Source organism: Pseudomonas sp. GW821-FHT12A04 (genome assembly GCF_058807755.1).
The window spans coordinates 200,766-222,537 of record NZ_JBXAQZ010000014.1; the positions used below are offsets into that span (position 1 = coordinate 200,766).

A 21,772-nucleotide genomic window follows, 5' to 3' on the forward strand; every position below is an offset into this window, starting at 1 on the left:
AAACAAACTGCCGCAAAATGCGGCAGATTCGCAATTCAGCGAAGCGTTACAGTCGACCCAGATCATTAACCAGAGCAAGCAACATCACCCCGATCACCAAACTGATACCGATCTGTATCCCCCAACCTTGCACCCGATCTGACAAGGGACGACCACGCACCCACTCGATCAGATAAAACAACAAATGCCCCCCATCCAGTACCGGAATGGGCAACAAATTCAGAACGCCCAAGCTAATACTCAGATAAGCAAGGAAATTCAGGAAATCAGCAACACCCGACTGGGCCGAAGCGCCCGCCACTTTAGCAATGGTTATCGGTCCACTCAAGTTTTTTACCGAGAGCTCGCCGAACAACATTTTCTTCAGTGAATCGAGGGTCAGCACGCTCATGGTCCAGGTGCGTCGAGCCCCCTCGCCAATTGCTGCCAATGGCCCGTAGCTGACCTCGCGGATCATCTCCGGCGGCCAGTCGATCGCTTTCACCCCTGCCCCCAAATAACCGCTTGGCGACTTGCTCTCGCCGCGAGCGGCAAGCGTCACCGGGACGTCGATTTGAGCACCGTCGCGCTCAACCCGCAGCATGATTTTGGTATCAGGATGCATACGGACGGTATCGACAACCTGCTGCCAGTCATCGAGCGTACGACCATCGAGCGCAAGCAACCGGTCACCGGTCTTCAGGCCGGCAGCCTGGGCCGGCCCCTTTGGATCGAGCTCGGCCAGGACAGGCGGCAATGCCGGACGCCACGGACGAATCCCCAACGAATGAATAGGGTCGGGCTCGTCAGCCCCTTTGAGCCACTTGTCCAGCGCAAGTTCACGAGGAGAGTCGGCCGTGGAACCCTGTTCGCGCACTACTATCTGCAACGAACCGCTTTCGCCCAGGCGACGCACCAGTTGCAGGTTCACCGCCGCCCAGCCGGAAGTCGCCTCACCATCAATGGCCACGATTTCCTGGCCGGGGCTCAAACCTGCCTTGGCCGCAATACTCCCGGACTCGACAGCGCCGATGACCGGACGCACCTGCTCGCTGCCGAGCATTGCCAATACCCAGAAGAACGTAAATGCCAGCAGGAAGTTGGCAATCGGCCCCGCCGCTACGATGGCAATGCGCTGACGAACGGATTTACGATTGAAGGATTGATCAAGCTGATCGAGCGGTACTTCACCTTCGCGCTCGTCGAGCATTTTGACGTAGCCGCCCAACGGGATGGCGGCGACGACAAATTCGGTGCCCTGCTTGTCGTGCCACCGCAGCAAAGGCATGCCGAAGCCTACGGAGAAACGCAGCACTTTGACCCCACAGCGACGCGCGACCCAAAAATGGCCGAACTCGTGGAAGGTAACCAGCACACCCAGAGCGACCAGGGTGCCGACAATCATATAGAGCGCGCTCATCTACTTTCTCCGCATTCCTATCCGCTGCTGCCTGGGCCAACTATCCGCAGCATTTACCGCCCGTGACGGCTCAACCATTGTCCGGCCAGCAATCGGGCCTTCGCGTCTGCCGTGAACACTGCATCGAGATCATCCACCGCCACTACGGGCTCCAGATTCAGTACTTCCTCGATGATACTCGCGATTTCCGGGTAACGAACCCGTTCGTCGAGAAATGCCGCTACCGCCACTTCGTTCGCCGCATTGAGCATGGCTGGCGCGCTGTTACCCGCTTCAGCCGCCTGACGAGCCAGACGCAGGCACGGAAAACGTTCTTCATCGGGCGCCTGGAAGTCCAGCCGCGCAATGGCAAACAGGTCCAGCGGCGCAACACCCGAGTCAATCCGCTCCGGCCAGGCCAGGGCATTGGCGATGGGCGTGCGCATGTCCGGATTACCCAGCTGTGCCAGAACAGAACCATCGACGTAGTCGACCAGCGAATGGATCACACTTTGCGGGTGAATCACCACCTCCACCTGCGAAGGCTTGGCATCGAACAGCCAGCAGGCTTCGATCAACTCAAGCCCCTTGTTCATCATGCTGGCCGAGTCGACGGAGATTTTTCGCCCCATGGACCAGTTCGGATGAGCACACGCCTGATCGGGAGAAACATTCGCCAGCTCCGCCATGGGCGTCTGTCGAAACGGACCGCCGGAAGCCGTCAGCAGAATCCGACGTACGCCAACCACCTCAAGGCCACGGGCATAATCGAGCGGCATGCACTGGAAAATGGCGTTGTGCTCGCTATCGATCGGCAGCAACACCGAACCGCTCTTGCGCACGGCCTGCATGAACAGCGCGCCGGACATGACCAGCGCCTCTTTATTGGCCAGCAGAATTTTCTTGCCGGTCTCCACCGCCGCCAGTGTCGGGCGCAAACCCGCCGCACCGACGATGGCCGCCATGACCGTATCGACTTCCGGATCGGAAGCGACCTGACACAAACCTTCCTCACCCACCAGAACACGGGTCGAGAGACCCGCCGCGCGCAAATCATCTTGCAGGGTGCGGGCAGCTGCGATCTCAGGCACCACGGCAAATCGCGGGACATGGCGCACGCAGAGCGCCAGCAATTCACTCAAGCGGGTGAAGCCAGTCAAGGCAAAGACCTGATATCGATCAGGGTGACGAGCGATGACGTCGAGCGTGCTCAGGCCAATCGAGCCGGTCGCCCCCAGAACGGTAATCTGTTGTGGGCGGCTCATGGTGCAGCCATCCACAGCAGCACCGCAAACACCGGAATCGCTGCCGTCAGGCTGTCGATACGATCCAGCACACCGCCGTGACCCGGAAGCAGATTACTGCTGTCCTTGATCCCGGACTGACGCTTGAACATGCTTTCAGTGAGATCACCCACCACCGAAATGAACACGATCAGCGCGGCACCGATCAACCCTTTGAGCAGCTCGGCCACCGTCCAGTCGCGTACCAGACCAACGATTGTGGTAATCACCAGGCTCAGCGCCAGACCACCGTACACGCCCTCCCAGCTTTTGCCCGGACTGACCTGTGGTGCGAGCTTGCGTTTGCCGAAAGCGCGACCGGAGAAGTAGGCGCCAATATCGGCACCCCACACCAACACCATCACCGCCATGATCAGCCAGTTACCCAGCGGGTATTGCTTGATCTGCACCAGACCTTGCCAGGCCGGCAGAAGAATCAACAGGCCGATCACCAACTTGGTCGCCGCACTGGACCATTGCTCGCTCGAGCGCGGATAGGTCAGCACCAGATACGTCGCCACTGCCCACCACAGCACTGAAGCGCCCAATACCCAAGGCGCGAGGCCGGGCAGGATGTACATGAGGAACAGCACCAGAGCGACCACAGCGGCATAGCCAACGCGGTACGCTTGAGCGGCAAAACCCGCCAGACGCGCCCATTCCCAGGCACCAAGGGTCACGACCAGCCCGATGAACAGTGCAAAACCGGAACCTTCAAGCAGAAAGAATCCGCACAAGGCAATCGGCAGCAGGATCAGTGCGGTGATGATTCGTTGTTTAAGCATTAAACCCGGGCTCCAGCCTCGACCTGCTCGCTCGTTTTACCGAAGCGGCGCTGGCGGGAAGCGAAATCGGCCAGCGCATTGCGCATGGCATCGTGTTTGAAGTCCGGCCAGAACAGGTCGGAGAAATACAACTCGGCATAGGCCAGTTGCCAGAGCAGGAAGTTGCTGATGCGGTGCTCGCCACCGGTGCGGATGCACAGGTCCGGCAACGGCAGATCGCCCGTAACCAGGCAGGTCTGCAGCAGATCAGGCGTGATGTCTTCCGGACGCAAGTGCCCGGCCTGAACTTCTCGCGCCAGTCGTTGCGCAGCTTGCGCGATATCCCACTGACCGCCGTAATTGGCGGCGATCTGCAGGACAAAACGATTGGCACCAACCGTCATGGCCTCGGCTTCACGCATGGCAGCCTGCAGCTCTGGATGAAAACGCGAGCGGTCACCAATGATGCGCAGGCTGATGTTGTTGTCGTTGAGGCGCTTGGCCTCACGACGCAGCGCCTTGAAGAACAGATCCATCAAAGCGCTGACCTCATCGGCCGGACGTTGCCAGTTCTCACTGGAGAAGGCGAACAGGGTCAGCACTTCGACCTTGGCCTCGGCGCAGACTTCAATGACTGCACGTACCGCATCCACGCCCGCTTTATGCCCGGCGACACCTGGCATAAAGCGTTTTTTCGCCCAGCGATTGTTACCATCCATGATGATCGCGACATGGCGCGGCACCGCGGACGGTGCAGTCTGCTTAGTCTTTTCCATGAAAACGCGACCCTTATACGGCCATCAGGTCTTTTTCTTTCTCTGCCAGCTTCGCGTCGATTTCAGCCACGAATTTCTTGGTCAGGTCGTCGATCTCGCCAGTGGCGCGACGCTCTTCGTCTTCGCTGATCTCTTTTTCTTTGACCAGGTCTTTCAACGAGCTGTTGGCATCGCGACGGATGTTGCGCACGGCAACACGAGCGTCTTCAGCCACGTCACGGGCCTGCTTGGTGAAACCGCGGCGGGTTTCTTCGGTCAGGGCCGGCATGCTGATCAGCAGCAGCTCGCCGAGGTTGGTCGGGTTCAAGTTCAGACCTGCACTGCCGATAGCCTTGTCGACTGCGCCGAGCATGTTGCGCTCGAAGGCAACAACTTGCAGGGTGCGGGCGTCCTTGACGGTGATGTTGGCCACTTGCTTGATCGGGGTGTCAGCGCCGTAGTACGGCACCATCACGCCTTCCAGGATGCTCGGGTGCGCCTGGCCGGTACGGATGCGGCCGAAGTTGTGCGACAGGGACTCCACAGACTTCTGCATGCGCTCTTTAGCGTCTTTCTTGATTTCGTTGATCATTGTTCGCCTTCCTCGATCAGGGTCCCTTCAGCGCCGCCGTGTACGATATTCAGCAGGGCGCCGGGCTTGTTCATGTTAAATACGCGTAGTGGCATCTTGTGGTCGCGGCACAGGCAAATGGCCGTCAGATCCATCACACCCAGCTTGCGATCCAGCACTTCATCATAAGTCAGATGATCGAACTTCTCGGCATGCGGGTCTTTGAACGGGTCAGCGGTGTAGACACCATCGACCTTGGTCGCCTTGAGCACGACATCGGCATCGATTTCGATTGCACGCAGACAGGCTGCCGAATCCGTCGTAAAGAACGGGTTGCCGGTACCGGCCGCGAAAATCACCACGTCCTTGGAATTCAGGTGACGCATGGCCTTGCGACGATCGTAGTGATCGGTCACGCCAACCATGGAAATAGCGGACATCACGATGGCCGAGATGTTGGCGCGCTCAAGGGCGTCGCGCATCGCCAGGGCGTTCATCACAGTGGCCAGCATGCCCATGTGGTCGCCGGTGACCCGGTCCATGCCAGCCTTGCTCAGCGCCTCACCGCGGAACAGGTTGCCACCACCGATAACCAGACCAACCTGAACGCCGATGCCGACCAGTTGGCCAACTTCCAATGCCATGCGATCCAGAACTTTCGGATCGATCCCGAACTCTTCCGAGCCCATCAGGGCCTCGCCGCTAAGCTTGAGTAGAATGCGTTTATAGCGAGCCTGATAACCACTGCCCTGCTGAGCCATTGCGAATCTCTCCTGCGGCGTATTTAAAAAAAAATTCTTTGCGAGCTGTTTTACAGCTGACGCTCACTCTAGCTTGGCACTGCTTCAGCGCCATCGGAACATGGCTTTGTAAGCCAGTTCCAAAGGGAAACCAAATAAAAATTGATACCCCATCTGAAAAGAGGCTGCGCGCGTGAGCGGGCAGCCTCTTCTGGGCGACAGTTAAAAAACCGTCTTATTGCTTGGCGGCAGCCAGCTGGGCAGCAACTTCTTCTGCGAAGTTGTCCACTGGCTTCTCGATGCCTTCGCCTACTTTGAAGTAAGTGAAGGAAACGATTTCAGCGCCGGCTTTCTTGGCCAAGGCACCAACGGTGACTTCCGGGTTCATCACGAAAGCTTGCTCTACCAGGCTGGCTTCAGCCAGGAACTTGGTGATACGGCCGGCGATCATCTTCTCGACGATTTCAGCTGGCTTGCCTTTCATCTTGTCTTCGTTCAGGGTCAGGAAAACGCCCTTCTCGCGCTCGATGGCTTCTGGCGAGACCTGCGATGGCAGCAGGAACTCAGGGTTGCTTGCCGCCACGTGCATGGCGATCTCTTTGGCCAGCTGAACATCGCCGCCCTTGAGAACAACAGCAACACCGATCTTGTTACCGTGCAGGTAGGTGCCGACAACGTCGCCCTCTACGCGTACCAGGCGACGAATGTTGACGTTCTCGCCTACTTTGGCGACCAGAGCTTCACGAGCCGATTCCTGAGCGGCGATCAGCGGAGCTGCGTCGGTCAGTTTTTCGTCGAAGGCTTTTTCTACGCAGGCAGCAACGAAGTTCTTGAAGTCGTCTTGCAGGGCCAGGAAGTCGGTCTGCGAGTTAACTTCCAGCAGCACGGCTGCCTTGTCGTCAGCCTTGATGGCGATAGCGCCTTCAGCGGCAACGTTGCCGGCTTTCTTGGCAGCCTTGATGGCGCCCGAAGCACGCATGTCATCAATGGCTTTCTCGATGTCGCCGCCAGCCTTGGTCAAGGCCTTTTTGCAGTCCATCATGCCTTCGCCAGTACGCTCGCGCAGTTCTTTGACCAACGCTGCAGTAATCTCTGCCATTTCAAAATCCTCTTGGATAGGTTTTCAACCATTCCACCCGATCGAACGGGCGATCAATTCTTCCCGAACCACCCTTGTTAGCTGCCGCACGTTACAGATAGAGCAGTGGGCGCCGACAAATGGTTTTCGAGGTGGCAAAAAGGGGGCCAAGCCCCCTTTTTGCTTACTGAGTCAACGCCAAGGCGTCAATTACTCAGCTGCTGCTACCGGAGCTTCTTCAACGAAAACTTCGGTGCCGCCGGCAACATTGTTGCGACCGCGGATGACAGCGTCAGCCATCGAACCCATGTACAGCTGGATAGCGCGGATTGCGTCATCGTTGCCTGGGATGATGTAGTCAACGCCTTCCGGGCTGCTGTTGGTATCGACTACGCCGATAACCGGGATGCCCAGCTTGTTGGCTTCGGTGATCGCGATGCGCTCGTGATCAACGTCGATAACGAACAGAGCGTCTGGCAGACCGCCCATGTCCTTGATACCGCCCAGGGAACGATCCAGCTTTTCCAGGTCACGAGTGCGCATCAGCGCTTCTTTCTTGGTCAGCTTGGCGAAAGTACCGTCTTCGGCTTGTACTTCAAGGTCACGCAGACGCTTGATGGAAGCACGGATGGTCTTGAAGTTGGTCAGCATGCCGCCCAACCAGCGGTGATCGACGTACGGCGAACCGCAACGTGCTGCTTCTTCAGCAACGATCTTGCCAGCGGAACGCTTGGTGCCGACGAACAGAATCTTGTTTTTGCCCTGGGCCAGACGCTCTACGAAAGTCAGAGCTTCGTTGAACATTGGCAGGGTTTTTTCAAGGTTGATGATGTGGATCTTGTTACGCGCACCGAAAATGTACTTGCCCATTTTCGGGTTCCAGTAACGGGTCTGGTGACCGAAGTGCACACCGGCCTTCAGCATATCGCGCATGTTGACTTGGGACATGATAGTTCCTTAATAAGTCGGGTTTGGCCTCCACGTATCCCAATGACCAACCAGCAGCATCAGCTGAAGGCACCCAGGTCATCGTGTCGACACGTGTGTGGATTTAGGCTTCCCGGGACATCCCCGGAAAGCGGCGCATTTTATATCACAAGACAGGGCAAAACGGAACCCGGATTCTGAAATCCTGGCGAGCGTTTTGTTCCACCCCTTGGAATCCGCCAAGAATGCACCATTCTATAGAGAGAAGCGATGCACACAGCCGCAGATTTGCGCTGATCGTCTGGTAGAATCGTATTTTTCAGGGCCGCGAAGTTCGATCGCGCATTGCCCCTTCCGTCTAGAAAGCGCCGCCTGGCGCAGAGAGAGCCTGTATGACCGTCACCCTCAAAACTCCCGAGGATATCGCCAAGATGCGTATCGCCGGCAAACTGGCCGCCGATGTGCTGGAAATGATTGCCGAATACATCAAGCCAGGCGTTACCACCGATCAACTGAACCAGATCTGCCACGACTACATCGTCAATGAGCAGAAAGCCATCCCTGCCCCGCTCAATTACAAGGGCTATCCAAAGTCGATCTGCACGTCGATCAACCATGTGGTCTGCCATGGCATTCCAAACGACAAGCCGCTCAAAGATGGCGACACCCTGAACATCGACGTCACCGTCATCAAGGACGGTTTCCACGGCGATACCAGCCGGATGTTCCACGTCGGCAACGTACCGGTCTGGGCCGAGCGCCTGTCCCAGGTGACCCAGGAATGCATGTACAAGGCGATCGAGATCGTCAAACCCGGCTGCCGCCTGGGCGACATCGGCGAAATTATCCAGAAGCATGCGGAAAAGAACGGCTTCTCGGTGGTTCGCGAATTCTGCGGCCATGGTATCGGCAAGGTGTTCCACGAAGAGCCGCAGATCCTGCACTACGGCCGCGCCGGCACCGGCATGGAACTGAAGGCCGGCATGACCTTCACCATCGAGCCGATGATCAACCAGGGCCGCGCCGACACCAAGGTACTGGGCGACGGCTGGACCGCGATCACCAAGGACCGCAAGCTCTCGGCACAGTGGGAACACACCCTGCTGGTGACCGAAACCGGTTACGAGATCTTCACCCTGCGCAGTGATGACACCATCCCTCGCGTTTCGGCCTGATCCCGCTACCGTACATCGCCTATAGAAAGGAAAGCCAATCGATGCCGCAGGTGGATCCCGAACTCTTCGACCGCGGCCAGTTCCAGGCTGAACTGGCCCTGAAGGCAAGCCCGATCGCGGCCTTCAAGAAGGCGATCCGCCAGGCCCGCGAAGTGCTCGACACGCGTTTTCGCAATGGCCGGGACATTCGCCGGCTGATCGAGGATCGCGCCTGGTTCGTCGATAACATCCTGCAAAAGGCCTGGGAGCAGTTCAGCTGGAGCGAGGACGCCGACATCGCGCTGGTCGCGGTCGGCGGCTACGGCCGTGGCGAATTGCACCCTTATTCCGATATCGACTTGCTGATCCTTCTGGACAGCGCCGACCACGAGGTTTTCCGCGATTCCATCGAGCGTTTTCTGACGCTATTGTGGGACATCGGCCTGGAGGTCGGCCAGAGCGTTCGCTCGGTCGACGAATGCGCCGTCGAGGCCCGCGCCGACCTGACGGTCGTCACCAACCTGATGGAAAGCCGCACCATCGCCGGCCCCGAGCGTTTGCGCCAACGCATGCTGGACGTCACCAGCACCGGGCATATGTGGCCGAGCAAGGACTTCTTCCTGGCCAAGCATGCCGAACAAAAGGCTCGCCACCACAAGTACAACGACACCGAATACAACCTGGAACCCAACGTCAAAGGCTCACCCGGCGGCCTGCGGGATATCCAGACGATTCTGTGGGTGGCCCGTCGCGAGTACGGCACCCTGAACCTGCGGGCACTGGCAGGCGAAGGATTCCTGGTAGAGAGCGAAAACGCCCTGCTCGCCTCCTCCCAGGAGTTCCTGTGGAAGGTTCGCTATGCCCTGCACATGCTGGCCGGCCGCGCCGAAGACCGCCTGCTGTTCGATCACCAGCGCACCATTGCCGGGCTGCTGGGCTTCAAAGGCGACGACGCCAAGCAAGCCATCGAAAACTTCATGCAACAGTATTATCGGGTGGTCATGAGCATCGCCCAACTCAGCGACCTGATCATCCAGCACTTCGAGGAAGTCATCCTCGCACCGGAAGACGAAGCGCCACCGCAGCCGATCAACTCGCGTTTCCAGTTGCATGACGGCTACATCGAGGCACGCAACGACAACGTCTTTCGCCGCACGCCGTTCGCCATGCTCGAAATCTTCGTGCTGATGGCCCAGCAGCCCGAAATCAAGGGCGTACGCGCCGACACCATTCGCCTGCTGCGGGAACACCGCCACCTGATCGACGACGACTTCCGCAACGATATTCGCAACACCAGCCTGTTTATCGAATTGTTCAAATGCAAGATCGGCATCCACCGCAACCTGCGGCGAATGAACCGTTACGGCATCCTTGGGCGTTATCTGCCCGAATTCGGCTTTATCGTCGGGCAGATGCAACACGACCTGTTCCACATCTATACGGTCGATGCCCACACCCTGAACCTGATCAAACACCTGCGTAAGTTGCAGTACACCCAGGTGTCGGAAAAATTCCCGCTGGCCAGCAAAGTCATGGGCAAGCTGCCCAAGCCCGAGCTGATCTACATGGCCGGCCTGTACCACGACATCGGCAAAGGCCGGCATGGCGATCACTCGGACATCGGTGCCGTGGATGCCGAGGCCTTTTGCCAGCGTCATCAACTGCCCACGTGGGACAGTCGCCTGATCGTGTGGCTGGTGCAAAACCACCTGGTGATGTCGACCACCGCCCAGCGCAAGGACTTGTCCGACCCGCAGGTGATCCACGATTTCGCCCAGATCGTTGGCGACGAAACCCGCCTCGACTACCTGTATGTGCTGACTGTCGCCGACATCAACGCCACCAACCCGACCCTGTGGAACTCCTGGCGCGCCAGCCTGCTGCGCCAGCTCTACACCGAGACCAAGCGCGCCTTGCGCCGTGGCCTGGAGAACCCGGTGGATCGCGAAGAGCAGATCCGCCAGACCCAGAGCGCCGCCCTGGATATCCTGGTGCGCGGCGGCACCGACCCGGACGATGTCGAGCAATTGTGGGCGCAGCTGGGTGATGACTATTTCCTGCGCCACACCGCCGGCGACGTGGCCTGGCACAGCGACGCGATACTCCAGCAACCGGCCGACGGCGGACCACTGGTGCTGGTCAAGGAAACCACCCAGCGCGAGTTCGAAGGTGGCACGCAGATCTTCATCTATGCCCCGGACCAGCACGACTTCTTTGCCGTGACCGTGGCAACGATGGACCAGCTCAACCTGAACATTCACGACGCCCGGGTCATCACCTCCAGCAGCCAGTTCACCCTCGACACCTATATCGTGCTCGACACCGACGGCGACTCGATTGGCGATAATCCGGCGCGGGTCAAACAGATCCGCGAGGGCCTGACCGAAGCCCTGCGCAACCCGGACGACTACCCGACCATCATCCAGCGTCGGGTGCCACGTCAGCTCAAGCATTTCGCCTTTGCACCACAGGTGACGATCCACAACGACGCCCAGCGCCCGGTGACGGTGCTGGAACTCACTGCGCCCGACCGCCCGGGCCTGCTGGCGCGGATTGGCACGATCTTCCTGGAGTTCGATCTGTCGTTGCAGAACGCCAAGATCGCCACCCTCGGCGAACGCGTGGAAGACGTGTTCTTCATCACCGACGCCAACAATCAGCCGTTGTCCGACCCGCTGCTGTGCAGCCGCCTGCAGGATGCGATCGTCGAACAACTGAGCGTCAACCAGGAACCTGATATCAAACTGTCGCGCATCAGCATCTGACTTAACAACGGCCCGCCTTTTGTAGGAGCGAGCTTGCTCGCGATGAACTCAAATACGCCGCGTTATTCTGGCAAGAACGCGTTATCGTTGACGACCATCGCGAGCAAGCTCGCTCCTACAGGGACCAGCGCCGCTCCAACACCGAATGAGATTTATCGATGAACAACGCTCTGTCCCAGCTCCAGCCCTACCCGTTCGAGAAACTCCGCGCTCTGCTCGGCAGCGTGACGCCCAATCCGGACAAGCGTCCGATCGCGCTGTCCATCGGCGAGCCGAAACACCGTTCGCCAAGCTTTGTCGCCGAGGCCCTGGCCGGCAATCTGGAAAAAATGGCCGTGTACCCGACCACACTCGGTATCCCGGAGCTGCGTGAAGCCATCGCGGCATGGTGCGAGCGTCGCTTCGATGTGCCCAAGGGCTGGATCGACCCGGCGCGCAACGTGCTGCCGGTCAACGGTACCCGCGAAGCGCTGTTCGCCTTCACCCAGACCGTGGTCAACCGTGGCGATGACGCGCTGGTGGTCAGCCCGAACCCCTTCTACCAGATCTACGAAGGCGCGGCGTTCCTCGCCGGGGCCAAGCCGCATTACCTGCCATGCCTGGACGAAAACGGCTTCAACCCGGATTTCGACGCCGTATCGCCGGACATCTGGAAACGCTGCCAGATCCTGTTCCTGTGCTCGCCAGGCAACCCGACCGGCGCTTTGATTCCGGTGCAAACCCTGAAAAAGCTGATCGCCCTGGCCGACGAATACGACTTCGTGATTGCCGCCGATGAGTGCTACAGCGAGCTGTATTTCGACGAACAAACGCCGCCGCCAGGCCTGCTCAGCGCTTGCGCGGAACTGGGTCGCAAGGACTTCAAGCGTTGCGTGGTGTTCCACAGCCTGTCCAAGCGTTCGAACCTGCCAGGCCTGCGCTCGGGCTTTGTGGCCGGTGATGCCGACGTCCTCAAGGGCTTCCTGCTCTATCGCACCTACCATGGCTGTGCGATGCCGGTTCAAACCCAACTGGCCAGCGTTGCCGCGTGGAATGACGAAGTACACGTACGCGCCAACCGTGCGCTGTATCGCGAGAAGTTCGATGCGGTGCTGGAAATCCTCAGCCCGGTGCTGGACGTACAGCGTCCGGATGGCAGTTTCTACCTGTGGCCGAATGTCGCCGGTGACGACGCTGCGTTCTGCCGAGACCTGTTCGAGCAGGAGCACGTGACCGTGGTGCCGGGTTCTTACCTGTCGCGGGACGTCGATGGCGTCAATCCGGGGGCCGGGCGTGTGCGCATGGCGCTGGTTGCGCCGCTGGCAGAGTGTGTTGAAGCAGCCGAGCGGATTCGCGATTTCATCCAGCGCCGCAAATAACCCCCCCACGGGGGGGGGCAGGTGTTACTTCACCTGACCGAGTTTGGCCTCGCTCAGATCCAGTTCCCCCAACACCTCACGCAACACGTCATCACCAATCTGGTGATGACGACTGAGGCTGTACAACTCCAGGCGCTGCGCCCGTAGCGCCTTCAAGCGCAAACGCCGTTCCAGCAAGTCCATCTGAAACGCCAGGGCTTGCGCCTCAGCGGAGTCGTTGAACACCTCCAACTGATGTCGGTACTCGGACATGATCCGCGCCTTGAGCTCGACGGCCAGTGCGGACTGGGCGGCGTCCTGTGGATTGACCTCTTCTGCCTCAAGCGCATGAATGGCCGCCTCGGCGGTCTTGCGCCAGGCGTCGCGCACTTCGTTGCGCCGCTTGTCGTCCGGACTGGCTTCGATGCCACGCAACAACAGTGGCAGCGCGATGCAGGCCGCAATCAACGACAGCAGAATCACCCCGGCGGCGATGAAAATCAGCAGATCGCGCTCGGGAAATGCGCTCCCGCCCATGAGCATCGGCACCGACATCACACCCGCCAGCGTCACGGCCCCGCGCACGCCGCCCACGGTCAGCAACCAACAGGATCGCGCCGTCGGCACCCGGGTCACTTCACCCTTGCCGCGCAAGCGCCGCAGCAGTACCGACAATCGCCAGATGCTTTGCACCCAGACGAACCGCAGAACCAGCAGCACCAGGAAAATCGCCACCACGTCGAGCCCGCGATACAACAACGTCGGCCATAGCGAAGTTTCGTGACTGGCCACCGCCTTGATGATGTCCGGCAACTGCAAACCCAACAGCAGGAAGATCAAACCGTTGAACGCGAACTCCAGCAGCGACCAGACACTTCGGTTGAGCAAGCGCGTGTTGGTCTGGCGCGGCAACAGGTCGAGCCAGCTCTGCATCATTCCCGCCGCCACCGCCGAGAGGATGCCCGACACTTCCATGCGCTCGGCCAGCACGTAGGCCGCAAACGGCAGCAGCAACATGAACACCACATGCGTCGCCGGATCATCCCAGCCCCGCTCGATCATCCACGCCCGCAGACGGCCGACCAGCCAACTCAAAGCCACCCCGACCGCCAGGCCACCGACAGCGACCAGCACGAACGTCAGGCTGGCATTGGCCAGCGAGAACACACCGGTCACCGCCGCCACCAGGGCAAACTTGAATGTCACCAGGCCCGAGGCGTCGTTCATCAGCGCCTCGCCCTGCAAGATGTGCATCAAGGGGGTCGGCAGTCTGTTGCGGGAAATGGCCGACACCGCCACCGCATCCGTCGGTGACAGCACCGCTGCCAGGGCGAACGCCACCGGCAACGGCACACCGGGCAGCAACCAGTGAATGAAATACCCGGCGCCGACCACGGTGAACAGCACCAGGCCCACTGCCAGGGTCAGGATCGGGCCGCGCAAGTGCCAGAATTCGCGCTTGGGCATGCGCCAGCCGTCGGAGAACAACAGCGGCGGCAGGAACAGAAACAGGAACAGTTCGGGGTCGAGGGCCACGTGCAGGCCCAGGGTCGGCCAGGCGAGCAAAGCCCCAGCGGCAATCTGCACCAACGGCAACGGCAGCGGAACCACCCGTCCGATCAGGCGCGAAACGCCAACCAGCATCAACAGGATCAGGACGGTATAAGCGGTTTGCATAAAGCGTGGTTCCCGGACGATCAACAGCATTGAAGTGCCATATTAGCCGCTTAGACTGTCTACTGACCCTTGCACCAATGTCGCACGCCTGAACTACAACCCCCTGTAGGAGCAAGCTCGCTCGCGATGGTCGTTAACGATGACGCTGTATACCTGACACCCCGCGGCGTTCTCAGGTTCATCGCGAGCGAGCTCGCTCCTACAAAGGTTTTATGCCATGACTCAGAGACAAACCCGACCACAGCCGCCGCGAAACCGTCCGGCCATGGCATAATCCGTCACCTTTTATTTACGGCACCTGCAAAGGGGGCAATTCCTTGACCGTTTCAAGCAAAACGTTGCACCTTTTCGGCATCAAAGCCTGCGACACCATGAAAAAGGCGCGCACCTGGCTCGATGAACACGCTGTCAGCTATGACTTTCATGATTACAAGGCGGTCGGTATCGACCGTGAACACCTGACCCAATGGTGCAACGAGCACGGCTGGGAAGTGGTGTTGAACCGTGCAGGCACGACCTTTCGCAAGCTCGACGACGAATGCAAAGCCGATCTCGACCAGACGAAAGCCATCGAACTGATGCTCGCACAACCCTCGATGATCAAGCGTCCGGTGCTTGATCTCGGTGACCGAACCCTGATTGGCTTCAAGCCAGATATCTACGCGGCCGCGCTCAAGTAAGCAGCCCGTTTCAATTTGCTAGAGGTATCAACATGTCTACTACCCTGTTCAGCCTGGCCTTTGGTGTCGGCACTCAAAACCGTCAAGGCGCATGGCTGGAAGTGTTCTACGCCCAGCCACTGCTCAACCCGTCCGCCGAACTGGTCGCCGCCATTGCGCCGATCCTCGGTTACAGCGAAGGCAACCAGGCCATCACCTTCACCACCGCGCAGGCCGCGCAACTGGCTGAAGCCGTGAAAGGCATCGACGCGGTACAAGGCAAACTGCTGACCCGCCTGGCCGAGAGCCACAAGCCGCTGGTTGCCACCTTGCTGGCCGAAGACGCCCAGCTGTCGTCCACCCCTGAGGCCTACCTCAAGCTGCACCTGCTGAGCCATCGCCTGGTCAAGCCACACGGCCTGAACCTGGCCGGGATCTTCCCGCTGCTGCCGAACGTGGCCTGGACCAGCCAGGGCGCTGTCGACCTGAGCGAACTGGCCGAACTGCAACTCGAAGCCCGCCTGCGCGGCGAGCTGCTGGAAGTATTCTCGGTGGACAAGTTCCCGAAAATGACCGACTACGTGGTTCCGGCCGGCGTGCGTATCGCTGACGCCGCGCGTCTGCGCCTGGGCGCTTACGTGGGCGAAGGCACCACCGTGATGCACGAAGGTTTCATCAACTTCAACGCCGGCACCGAAGGCCCGGGCATGATCGAAGGCCGCGTATCCGCTGGCGTATTCGTCGGCAAGGGTTCGGACCTGGGCGGCGGCTGCTCGACCATGGGCACCCTGTCGGGCGGCGGCAACATCGTGATCAAGGTCGGCGAAGGCTGCCTGATCGGCGCCAACGCCGGTATCGGTATCCCGTTGGGCGACCGCAACACCGTCGAGTCGGGCCTGTACGTGACCGCCGGTACCAAAGTCGCGCTGCTGGACGAGAACAATCAACTGGTCAAAGTGGTCAAGGCCCGTGAACTGGCCGGCCAGCCGGACCTGCTGTTCCGTCGCAATTCGGAGACCGGTGCCGTGGAATGCAAAACCCACAAATCGGCCATCGAGCTGAACGAAGCGCTGCACGCTCACAACTAAGCCACACGACCACCCGCACCGCTGTAGGAGCGAGCTTGCTCGCGATGGACGATTAGACGACACGTGCTCGTTATCGTTGACGTCCATCGCGAGCAAGCTCGCTCCTACAGGGGGCAGGCGTACAGGCGAACAACATGATGATTCTCTCCCCCTGGCGTGCCGATTTTCCGGCCATCGCCGCCCTGCAACGGCAAGACCAGACCTATCTGGATAACGCCGCCACTACGCAAAAACCTCAAGCCCTGCTCGATGCCCTGGCGCACTACTACGCCAACGGCGCGGCCAACGTGCATCGGGCGCAGCATTTGCCCGGCGCCCACGCCACCCAGGCGTTCGAGGACAGCCGCCGCAAAGTCGCGCAATGGCTCAATACTGGCGATTGCGGGCAGATCATCTTTACCCACGGCGCGACGTCCGCGCTGAATCTCCTGGCCTATGGCCTGGAACATCTTTTCAATCCGGGCGACGAGATTGTCATCAGCGCCCTGGAGCATCACGCCAACCTGCTGCCGTGGCAGCAACTGACGCACCGTCGCGACCTGAAACTGGTGATCCTGCCGCTGGATGCCGACGGCGTGATCGACCTTGAAGCCGCCGCCGGTTTGATCGGCCCACGCACGCGTCTGTTGGCGGTCAGCCAGCTGTCCAACGTGATTGGCGCATGGCAGCCGCTGCCGCAATTGCTGGCACTGGCCAAGGCGCACAGCGCCCTGACCGTGATCGACGGCGCCCAGGGCGTGGTCCATGGTCGCCACGACGTGCAGGCGCTGGGCTGTGATTTCTATGTGTTCTCCAGCCACAAGCTCTACGGCCCCGATGGCCTGGGCGTGCTGTTCGGGCGCAATACAGCACTTCAACAACTGCGTCCCTGGCAGTTCGGTGGTGAAATGGTGCTCGATGCCAATTATCACGACGCACGCTTTCGCCCGGCACCGCTGGGTTTCGAGGCCGGGACGCCGCCGATTGCCAGCGTGATCGGCCTGGGAGCGACCCTGGACTACCTCGCCGGGCTCGATCAGGACGCCGTGTCTGCCCATGAAGCCGCGTTGCATGACTGTCTACTCAAGGGCCTGGAGGCGCGCAACGGCATTCGCCTGCTGGGCAAGCCGCAAGTGGCACTGGCCAGTTTCACCGTCGAGGGTGTGCATAACTCCGATCTCGCGCATTTGCTGACCGAACAAGGGATCGCGGTGCGTGCCGGCCACCACTGCGCGATGCCGCTGCTCAAACGCTTCGAACTGGCCGGAGCGATTCGGGTGTCGTTGGCGCTATACAACGATTCCGAAGACCTGGAGCGGTTCTTTGAAGCCCTGGATCAGGCGCTGGAGCTATTGCGATGAACCTGCCTGCCGATGCCGTGACGGCACTCGATATCTTTCAGAAAGCGGCAGGCTGGGAACAACGCGCACGCCTGCTGATGCAATGGGGCGAGCGCCTGCCCGCGTTGAGCGACACGCAAATGTGCGACGCTAATCGGGTACACGGCTGTGAAAGCCAGGTGTGGCTGGTGGGCGAGTTGCGCGACGGTCATTGGCAGTTCAGCGCCAACAGTGATGCACGGTTGATTCGCGGGTTGGTGGCGTTGCTGCTGGCGCGGGTCAACGGCTTGTCCGCGGCCGAGTTGCAGCAAGTGGATTTGCCGGACTGGTTCAATCAGCTGGGGTTGGGGCGGCAGTTGTCCGAGTCCCGCAGCAATGGCTTGAATGCGGTGCTTCAGCGGATGCGAGAGTTGGCTCGATAAGAGGGCTGCTTCGTAGCCCATCGCGGGCAAGCTCGCTCCTACAGGAGGAACGCATTCCAATGTGGGAGCGAGCTTGCTCGCGATGAGGCCTTCAGCCACACCGACTAAACCTGCGGTTTGACCCGCTCCGCCGGCCGCCGCACCCCTGCCACAATCTTGTCCACAGCCTTGGTCGCCGCGACCATGCCGAAGGTCGCCGTCACCATCATCACCGCGCCAAACCCGCCGGCGCAGTCGAGCTTCACCCCATCACCGACAAAACTCTTCTGCAGGCAAATGCTGCCGTCCGGTTTCGGGTAGCGCAGTTGCTCGGTGGAAAACACGCACGGCACGCTGTAGTGACGGGTCACGGTGCGTGAGAAGCCGTAGTCGCGGCGCAGCGTGGAGCGCACCTTCGACGCCAATGGATCATTGAACGTGCGATTGAGGTCGCAGACCTGGATCAACGTCGGGTCAATCTGCCCGCCCGCGCCGCCGGTGGTGATGATCTGGATCTTGCGCCGCTTGCACCAGGCGATCAGCGCGGCCTTGGCATTGACGCTGTCGATGCAGTCGATCACGCAGTCGATGTTCGGCGTGATGTACTCGGCCATGGTGTCGCGGGTAACGAAGTCAGGCACCGCATGCACCGTGCAGTCCGGGTTGATCCCGCGCAGACGCTCGGCCATCACCTCAACCTTGGGCTTGCCCACCGTGCTGTCCAGCGCGTGCAACTGGCGGTTGGCGTTGCTAACGCAGACGTCATCGAGGTCGAACAGCGAAATTTCGCCAACACCACAACGGGCCATGGCTTCCGCCGCCCAGGAACCGACGCCACCGACGCCCACGATCGCCACATGGGCCGCTTTCAGGCGCTCAAGGCCTTCAATGCCATACAAGCGGGCGATGCCAGCAAACCGCGGATCTTCTGTACTCATGACCATTACCCCAAAAACCGGCGCGCATTATAGGGCCGTCGGCGCCCAAGAGCATCATTGCGCTATGAACGGGCAACATCCACGAAAACTACATCGAACAAAGATTCGTCCTACACGCTCTAAAGAAAGAACTTAAACCGACTTGGATTGCCCAATGTCCGGCAATTCCCTGTCCGCTGTACGACCAGAGAATGCCCGGTGTAGGATGCGCGCCCCTTGGCGACCGCCAACCGTTCCTTCGTTCCACAGTCTTTGGAACCCGAAATAACTATGTCATCGCGTAAATTTGGACTCAACCTGGTCGTGGTGCTCGCCATCGCAGCCTTGTTTACCGGCTTCTGGGCGCTGATCAACCGCCCGGTCACCGCCCCCAACTGGCCTGAACAGATCTCCGGCTTCTCGTACTCGCCATTCCAGCAGGGCCAGTTCCCGCAGAAAGACCAGTACCCGACCGACGATCAAATGCGTCGCGACCTGGAGATCATGAGCAAGCTGACGGACAACATCCGCATCTACTCGGTCGATGGCACGCTGCAGAACATCCCGAAACTGGCGGAAGAGTTCGGCTTGCGGGTAACCCTGGGGATCTGGATCAGCCCGGACCTGGAACGCAACGAACGGGAAATCACCCGCGCCATTGAAATCGCCAACTCCTCGCGCAGCGTGGTTCGTGTGGTGGTCGGCAACGAGGCCATTTACCGCAAGGAAATCACCGCCCAGGAACTCAGCGTCATGCTCGATCGCGTGCGTGCCGCCGTGAAAGTGCCGGTGACTACGTCCGAACAGTGGCACGTGTGGGAAGAACACCCGGAACTGGCCAAGCACGTCGACCTGATTGCCGCGCACGTCCTGCCTTACTGGGAATTCGTCCCGATGGACAAGGCCGGGCAGTTCGTCCTCGACCGCGCCCGCGACCTGAAAAAGATGTTCCCGAAAAAACCACTGCTGCTGTCCGAGGTGGGCTGGCCGAGCAACGGCCGCATGCGTGGTGGCGCCGACGCCTCCCCCGCGGACCAGGCGATTTATCTGCGAACCCTGGTCAACAAGCTCAACCGCCAGGGCTTCAACTACTTCGTGATCGAAGCGTTTGACCAGCCGTGGAAAGCCAGCGACGAAGGTTCCGTCGGCGCCTACTGGGGCGTGTTCAACGCCGCGCGCCAGCAGAAGTTCAACTTCGAAGGCCCGGTGGTGGCGATTCCGCAATGGCGCGTGTTGGCCATTGGTTCGGTGGTATTGGCGCTGTTGTCGCTGACCCTGCTGATGATCGACGGCTCGGCCCTGCGCCAGCGTGGCCGTACCTTCCTGACCTTCATTGCGTTCCTGTGTGGTTCGGTGCTGGTGTGGATCGGTTACGACTACAGCCAGCAATACAGCACCTGGTTCAGCCTGACGGTGGGCTTCTTGCTCGCCCTCGGTGCGCTCGGGGTGTTTATCGTGCTGCTGACCGAAGCCCATGAACTGGCCGAAGCGGTGTGGGTGCACAAGCGCCGGCGCGAGTTCCTGCCGGTGGAAGGCGACTCCAGCTACCGCCCGAAAGTGTCGATTCACGTGCCCTGCTACAACGAGCCGCCGGAGATGGTCAAACAGACCCTCAACGCCCTGGCCAACCTCGACTATCCGGACTTCGAAGTCCTGATCATCGACAACAACACCAAGGACCCGGCGGTCTGGGAACCGGTGCGCGATTATTGCGAAACCCTCGGCCCGCGCTTCAAGTTCTTCCACGTGGCACCACTGGCCGGCTTCAAGGGCGGCGCGCTGAACTACCTGATCCCGCACACTGCCAAGGACGCCGAAGTGATCGCGGTGATCGACTCCGATTACTGCGTGCACCCGAACTGGCTCAAGCACATGGTGCCGCACTTCGCCGACCCGAAAATCGCCGTGGTGCAGTCGCCGCAGGATTACCGCGACCAGAACGAAAGCACCTTCAAGAAGCTCTGCTACGCGGAATACAAAGGCTTCTTCCACATCGGCATGGTCACCCGCAACGACCGCGACGCGATCATCCAGCACGGCACCATGACCATGACCCGTCGCTCGGTGCTCGAAGAGCTGGGCTGGGCCGACTGGTGCATCTGTGAAGACGCCGAACTGGGCCTGCGGGTATTCGAAAAAGGCCTGTCGGCAGCGTATTACCACACCAGCTACGGCAAGGGCCTGATGCCCGACACATTCATCGACTTCAAGAAACAGCGTTTCCGCTGGGCCTACGGAGCGATCCAGATCATCAAGCGCCACACCGCCAGCCTGCTGCGCGGCAAGGACACCGAGCTGACCCGTGGCCAGCGCTACCACTTCCTGGCGGGCTGGTTGCCGTGGGTGGCGGACGGCATGAACATCTTCTTCACCGTCGGCGCGCTATTGTGGTCGGCGGCGATGATCATCGTGCCGCAACGGGTCGATCCGCCGCTGCTGATCTTCGCAATCCCGCCATTGGCGTTGTTCGTGTTCAAGGTCGCCAAGATCATCTTCCTCTACCGTCGTGCGGTCGGGGTGAATCTGAAGGATGCCTTCTGCGCGGCGCTGGCCGGTCTGGCGTTGTCCCACACCATCGCCAAAGCGGTGCTGTACGGCTTCTTCACCAGCAGCATTCCGTTCTTCCGTACGCCGAAGAATGCCGACAACCACGGCTTCTGGGTGGCGATTTCCGAAGCCCGGGAAGAGATGTTCATCATGCTGCTGTTGTGGAGCGCGGCCCTGGGGATCTACCTGGTGAACGGCATGCCGAGCAACGACATGCGTTTCTGGGTCATCATGCTGCTGGTGCAGTCGCTGCCGTACGTCGCGGCGCTGATCATGGCGTTCCTGTCGTCGCTGCCGAAACCGGCCACCGAGCCTGAAACGGCACCTGTCGTCTAAATCTGCGCGGATGCACTAAACGGCGGCCAATGGTCGCCGTTTTGCTTTAAGATAAGCGCCATTTTGCGGGGCCTGG

General features: G+C 60.2%; 18 protein-coding genes. 8 read left to right on the forward strand and 10 right to left on the reverse strand.

What is annotated here, in order from left to right; all coding sequences use genetic code 11:
* Nucleotides 1-46 precede the first annotated feature (46 nt).
* From rseP to rpsB, 8 genes are all read right to left on the reverse strand, one after another.
* Nucleotides 47-1,399 (reverse strand): sigma E protease regulator RseP, encoded by a 1,353-nt coding sequence (gene rseP / locus AC1RS8_RS22365; protein ID WP_489339896.1) that lies wholly within the window; start codon nucleotides 1,397-1,399, stop codon nucleotides 47-49.
* A gap of 53 nt (nucleotides 1,400-1,452) precedes the next feature.
* Nucleotides 1,453-2,643, reverse strand: coding sequence for a 1-deoxy-D-xylulose-5-phosphate reductoisomerase (ispC, locus tag AC1RS8_RS22370; RefSeq protein ID WP_057716171.1), 1,191 nt, complete (start codon nucleotides 2,641-2,643; stop codon nucleotides 1,453-1,455).
* Nucleotides 2,640-3,446 carry a phosphatidate cytidylyltransferase gene (locus AC1RS8_RS22375; RefSeq protein ID WP_057716172.1) on the reverse strand — a complete coding sequence of 269 codons (807 nt, stop codon included), beginning with the start codon at nucleotides 3,444-3,446 and terminating at the stop codon, nucleotides 2,640-2,642. The genes ispC and AC1RS8_RS22375 overlap by 4 nt, the downstream gene beginning before the upstream one ends.
* Nucleotides 3,446-4,201, reverse strand: coding sequence for a polyprenyl diphosphate synthase (gene uppS / locus AC1RS8_RS22380; protein ID WP_057716173.1), 756 nt, complete (start codon nucleotides 4,199-4,201; stop codon nucleotides 3,446-3,448). Before uppS ends, AC1RS8_RS22375 begins: the two co-directional genes overlap by 1 nt.
* A gap of 13 nt (nucleotides 4,202-4,214) precedes the next feature.
* Nucleotides 4,215-4,772, reverse strand: coding sequence for a ribosome recycling factor (gene frr, locus AC1RS8_RS22385; RefSeq protein WP_008019552.1), 558 nt, complete (start codon nucleotides 4,770-4,772; stop codon nucleotides 4,215-4,217).
* Nucleotides 4,769-5,512 (reverse strand): UMP kinase, encoded by a 744-nt coding sequence (gene pyrH / locus AC1RS8_RS22390; protein ID WP_008000043.1) that lies wholly within the window; start codon nucleotides 5,510-5,512, stop codon nucleotides 4,769-4,771. Before pyrH ends, frr begins: the two co-directional genes overlap by 4 nt.
* Nucleotides 5,513-5,726: 214 nt before the next feature.
* Nucleotides 5,727-6,590 carry a translation elongation factor Ts gene (tsf, locus tag AC1RS8_RS22395; RefSeq protein ID WP_008052779.1) on the reverse strand — a complete coding sequence of 288 codons (864 nt, stop codon included), beginning with the start codon at nucleotides 6,588-6,590 and terminating at the stop codon, nucleotides 5,727-5,729.
* A gap of 189 nt (nucleotides 6,591-6,779) precedes the next feature.
* A complete protein-coding gene (gene rpsB, locus AC1RS8_RS22400; RefSeq protein WP_007978390.1) occupies nucleotides 6,780-7,517 on the reverse strand; it encodes a 30S ribosomal protein S2 in 738 nt (245 codons plus the stop codon).
* Between the two features lie 371 nt (nucleotides 7,518-7,888).
* Here rpsB and map point away from each other — a divergent pair, with 371 nt between their 5' ends.
* The 3 genes from map to dapC all read left to right on the forward strand — a co-directional run bounded on the left by map (nucleotide 7,889) and on the right by dapC (nucleotide 12,773).
* The gene (gene map / locus AC1RS8_RS22405) at nucleotides 7,889-8,671 is read left to right on the forward strand and encodes a type I methionyl aminopeptidase (RefSeq protein WP_489339894.1); all 783 of its coding nucleotides are present in this window, start codon (nucleotides 7,889-7,891) and stop codon (nucleotides 8,669-8,671) included.
* A 41-nt stretch (nucleotides 8,672-8,712) separates the two neighbouring features.
* Nucleotides 8,713-11,415: a [protein-PII] uridylyltransferase gene (locus tag AC1RS8_RS22410; RefSeq protein WP_340316442.1), complete on the forward strand. Its 2,703-nt coding sequence runs from the start codon at nucleotides 8,713-8,715 to the stop codon at nucleotides 11,413-11,415.
* Between the two features lie 158 nt (nucleotides 11,416-11,573).
* Nucleotides 11,574-12,773, forward strand: a complete 1,200-nt coding sequence (gene dapC / locus AC1RS8_RS22415) for a succinyldiaminopimelate transaminase (RefSeq protein ID WP_489339893.1) — start codon at nucleotides 11,574-11,576, stop codon at nucleotides 12,771-12,773.
* Nucleotides 12,774-12,797: 24 nt separating this feature from the next.
* Here dapC and AC1RS8_RS22420 read toward each other — a convergent pair whose 3' ends face one another.
* Entirely contained in the window at nucleotides 12,798-14,429 is a 1,632-nt protein-coding gene (locus AC1RS8_RS22420; protein ID WP_429520661.1) for a Na+/H+ antiporter, read from the reverse strand.
* A 317-nt stretch (nucleotides 14,430-14,746) separates the two neighbouring features.
* Here AC1RS8_RS22420 and AC1RS8_RS22425 point away from each other — a divergent pair, with 317 nt between their 5' ends.
* From AC1RS8_RS22425 to AC1RS8_RS22440, 4 genes are all read left to right on the forward strand, one after another.
* Complete coding sequence (locus AC1RS8_RS22425) at nucleotides 14,747-15,109, forward strand: ArsC family reductase (RefSeq protein ID WP_154861814.1); 363 nt, start codon at nucleotides 14,747-14,749, stop codon at nucleotides 15,107-15,109.
* A gap of 32 nt (nucleotides 15,110-15,141) precedes the next feature.
* Nucleotides 15,142-16,176 (forward strand): 2,3,4,5-tetrahydropyridine-2,6-dicarboxylate N-succinyltransferase, encoded by a 1,035-nt coding sequence (dapD, locus tag AC1RS8_RS22430; protein WP_008019559.1) that lies wholly within the window; start codon nucleotides 15,142-15,144, stop codon nucleotides 16,174-16,176.
* 134 nt (nucleotides 16,177-16,310) lie between these two features.
* Nucleotides 16,311-17,516: an aminotransferase class V-fold PLP-dependent enzyme gene (locus tag AC1RS8_RS22435; protein WP_489339891.1), complete on the forward strand. Its 1,206-nt coding sequence runs from the start codon at nucleotides 16,311-16,313 to the stop codon at nucleotides 17,514-17,516.
* The gene (locus tag AC1RS8_RS22440) at nucleotides 17,513-17,917 is read left to right on the forward strand and encodes a SufE family protein (protein WP_489339890.1); all 405 of its coding nucleotides are present in this window, start codon (nucleotides 17,513-17,515) and stop codon (nucleotides 17,915-17,917) included. Before AC1RS8_RS22435 ends, AC1RS8_RS22440 begins: the two co-directional genes overlap by 4 nt.
* A gap of 104 nt (nucleotides 17,918-18,021) precedes the next feature.
* Here AC1RS8_RS22440 and tcdA read toward each other — a convergent pair whose 3' ends face one another.
* Nucleotides 18,022-18,840, reverse strand: coding sequence for a tRNA cyclic N6-threonylcarbamoyladenosine(37) synthase TcdA (tcdA, locus tag AC1RS8_RS22445; protein ID WP_046041104.1), 819 nt, complete (start codon nucleotides 18,838-18,840; stop codon nucleotides 18,022-18,024).
* Between the two features lie 264 nt (nucleotides 18,841-19,104).
* Between tcdA and AC1RS8_RS22450 the strand changes: the two genes are divergently transcribed.
* Nucleotides 19,105-21,696, forward strand: coding sequence for a glycosyltransferase (locus AC1RS8_RS22450; protein ID WP_218495033.1), 2,592 nt, complete (start codon nucleotides 19,105-19,107; stop codon nucleotides 21,694-21,696).
* Nucleotides 21,697-21,772 lie beyond the last annotated feature (76 nt).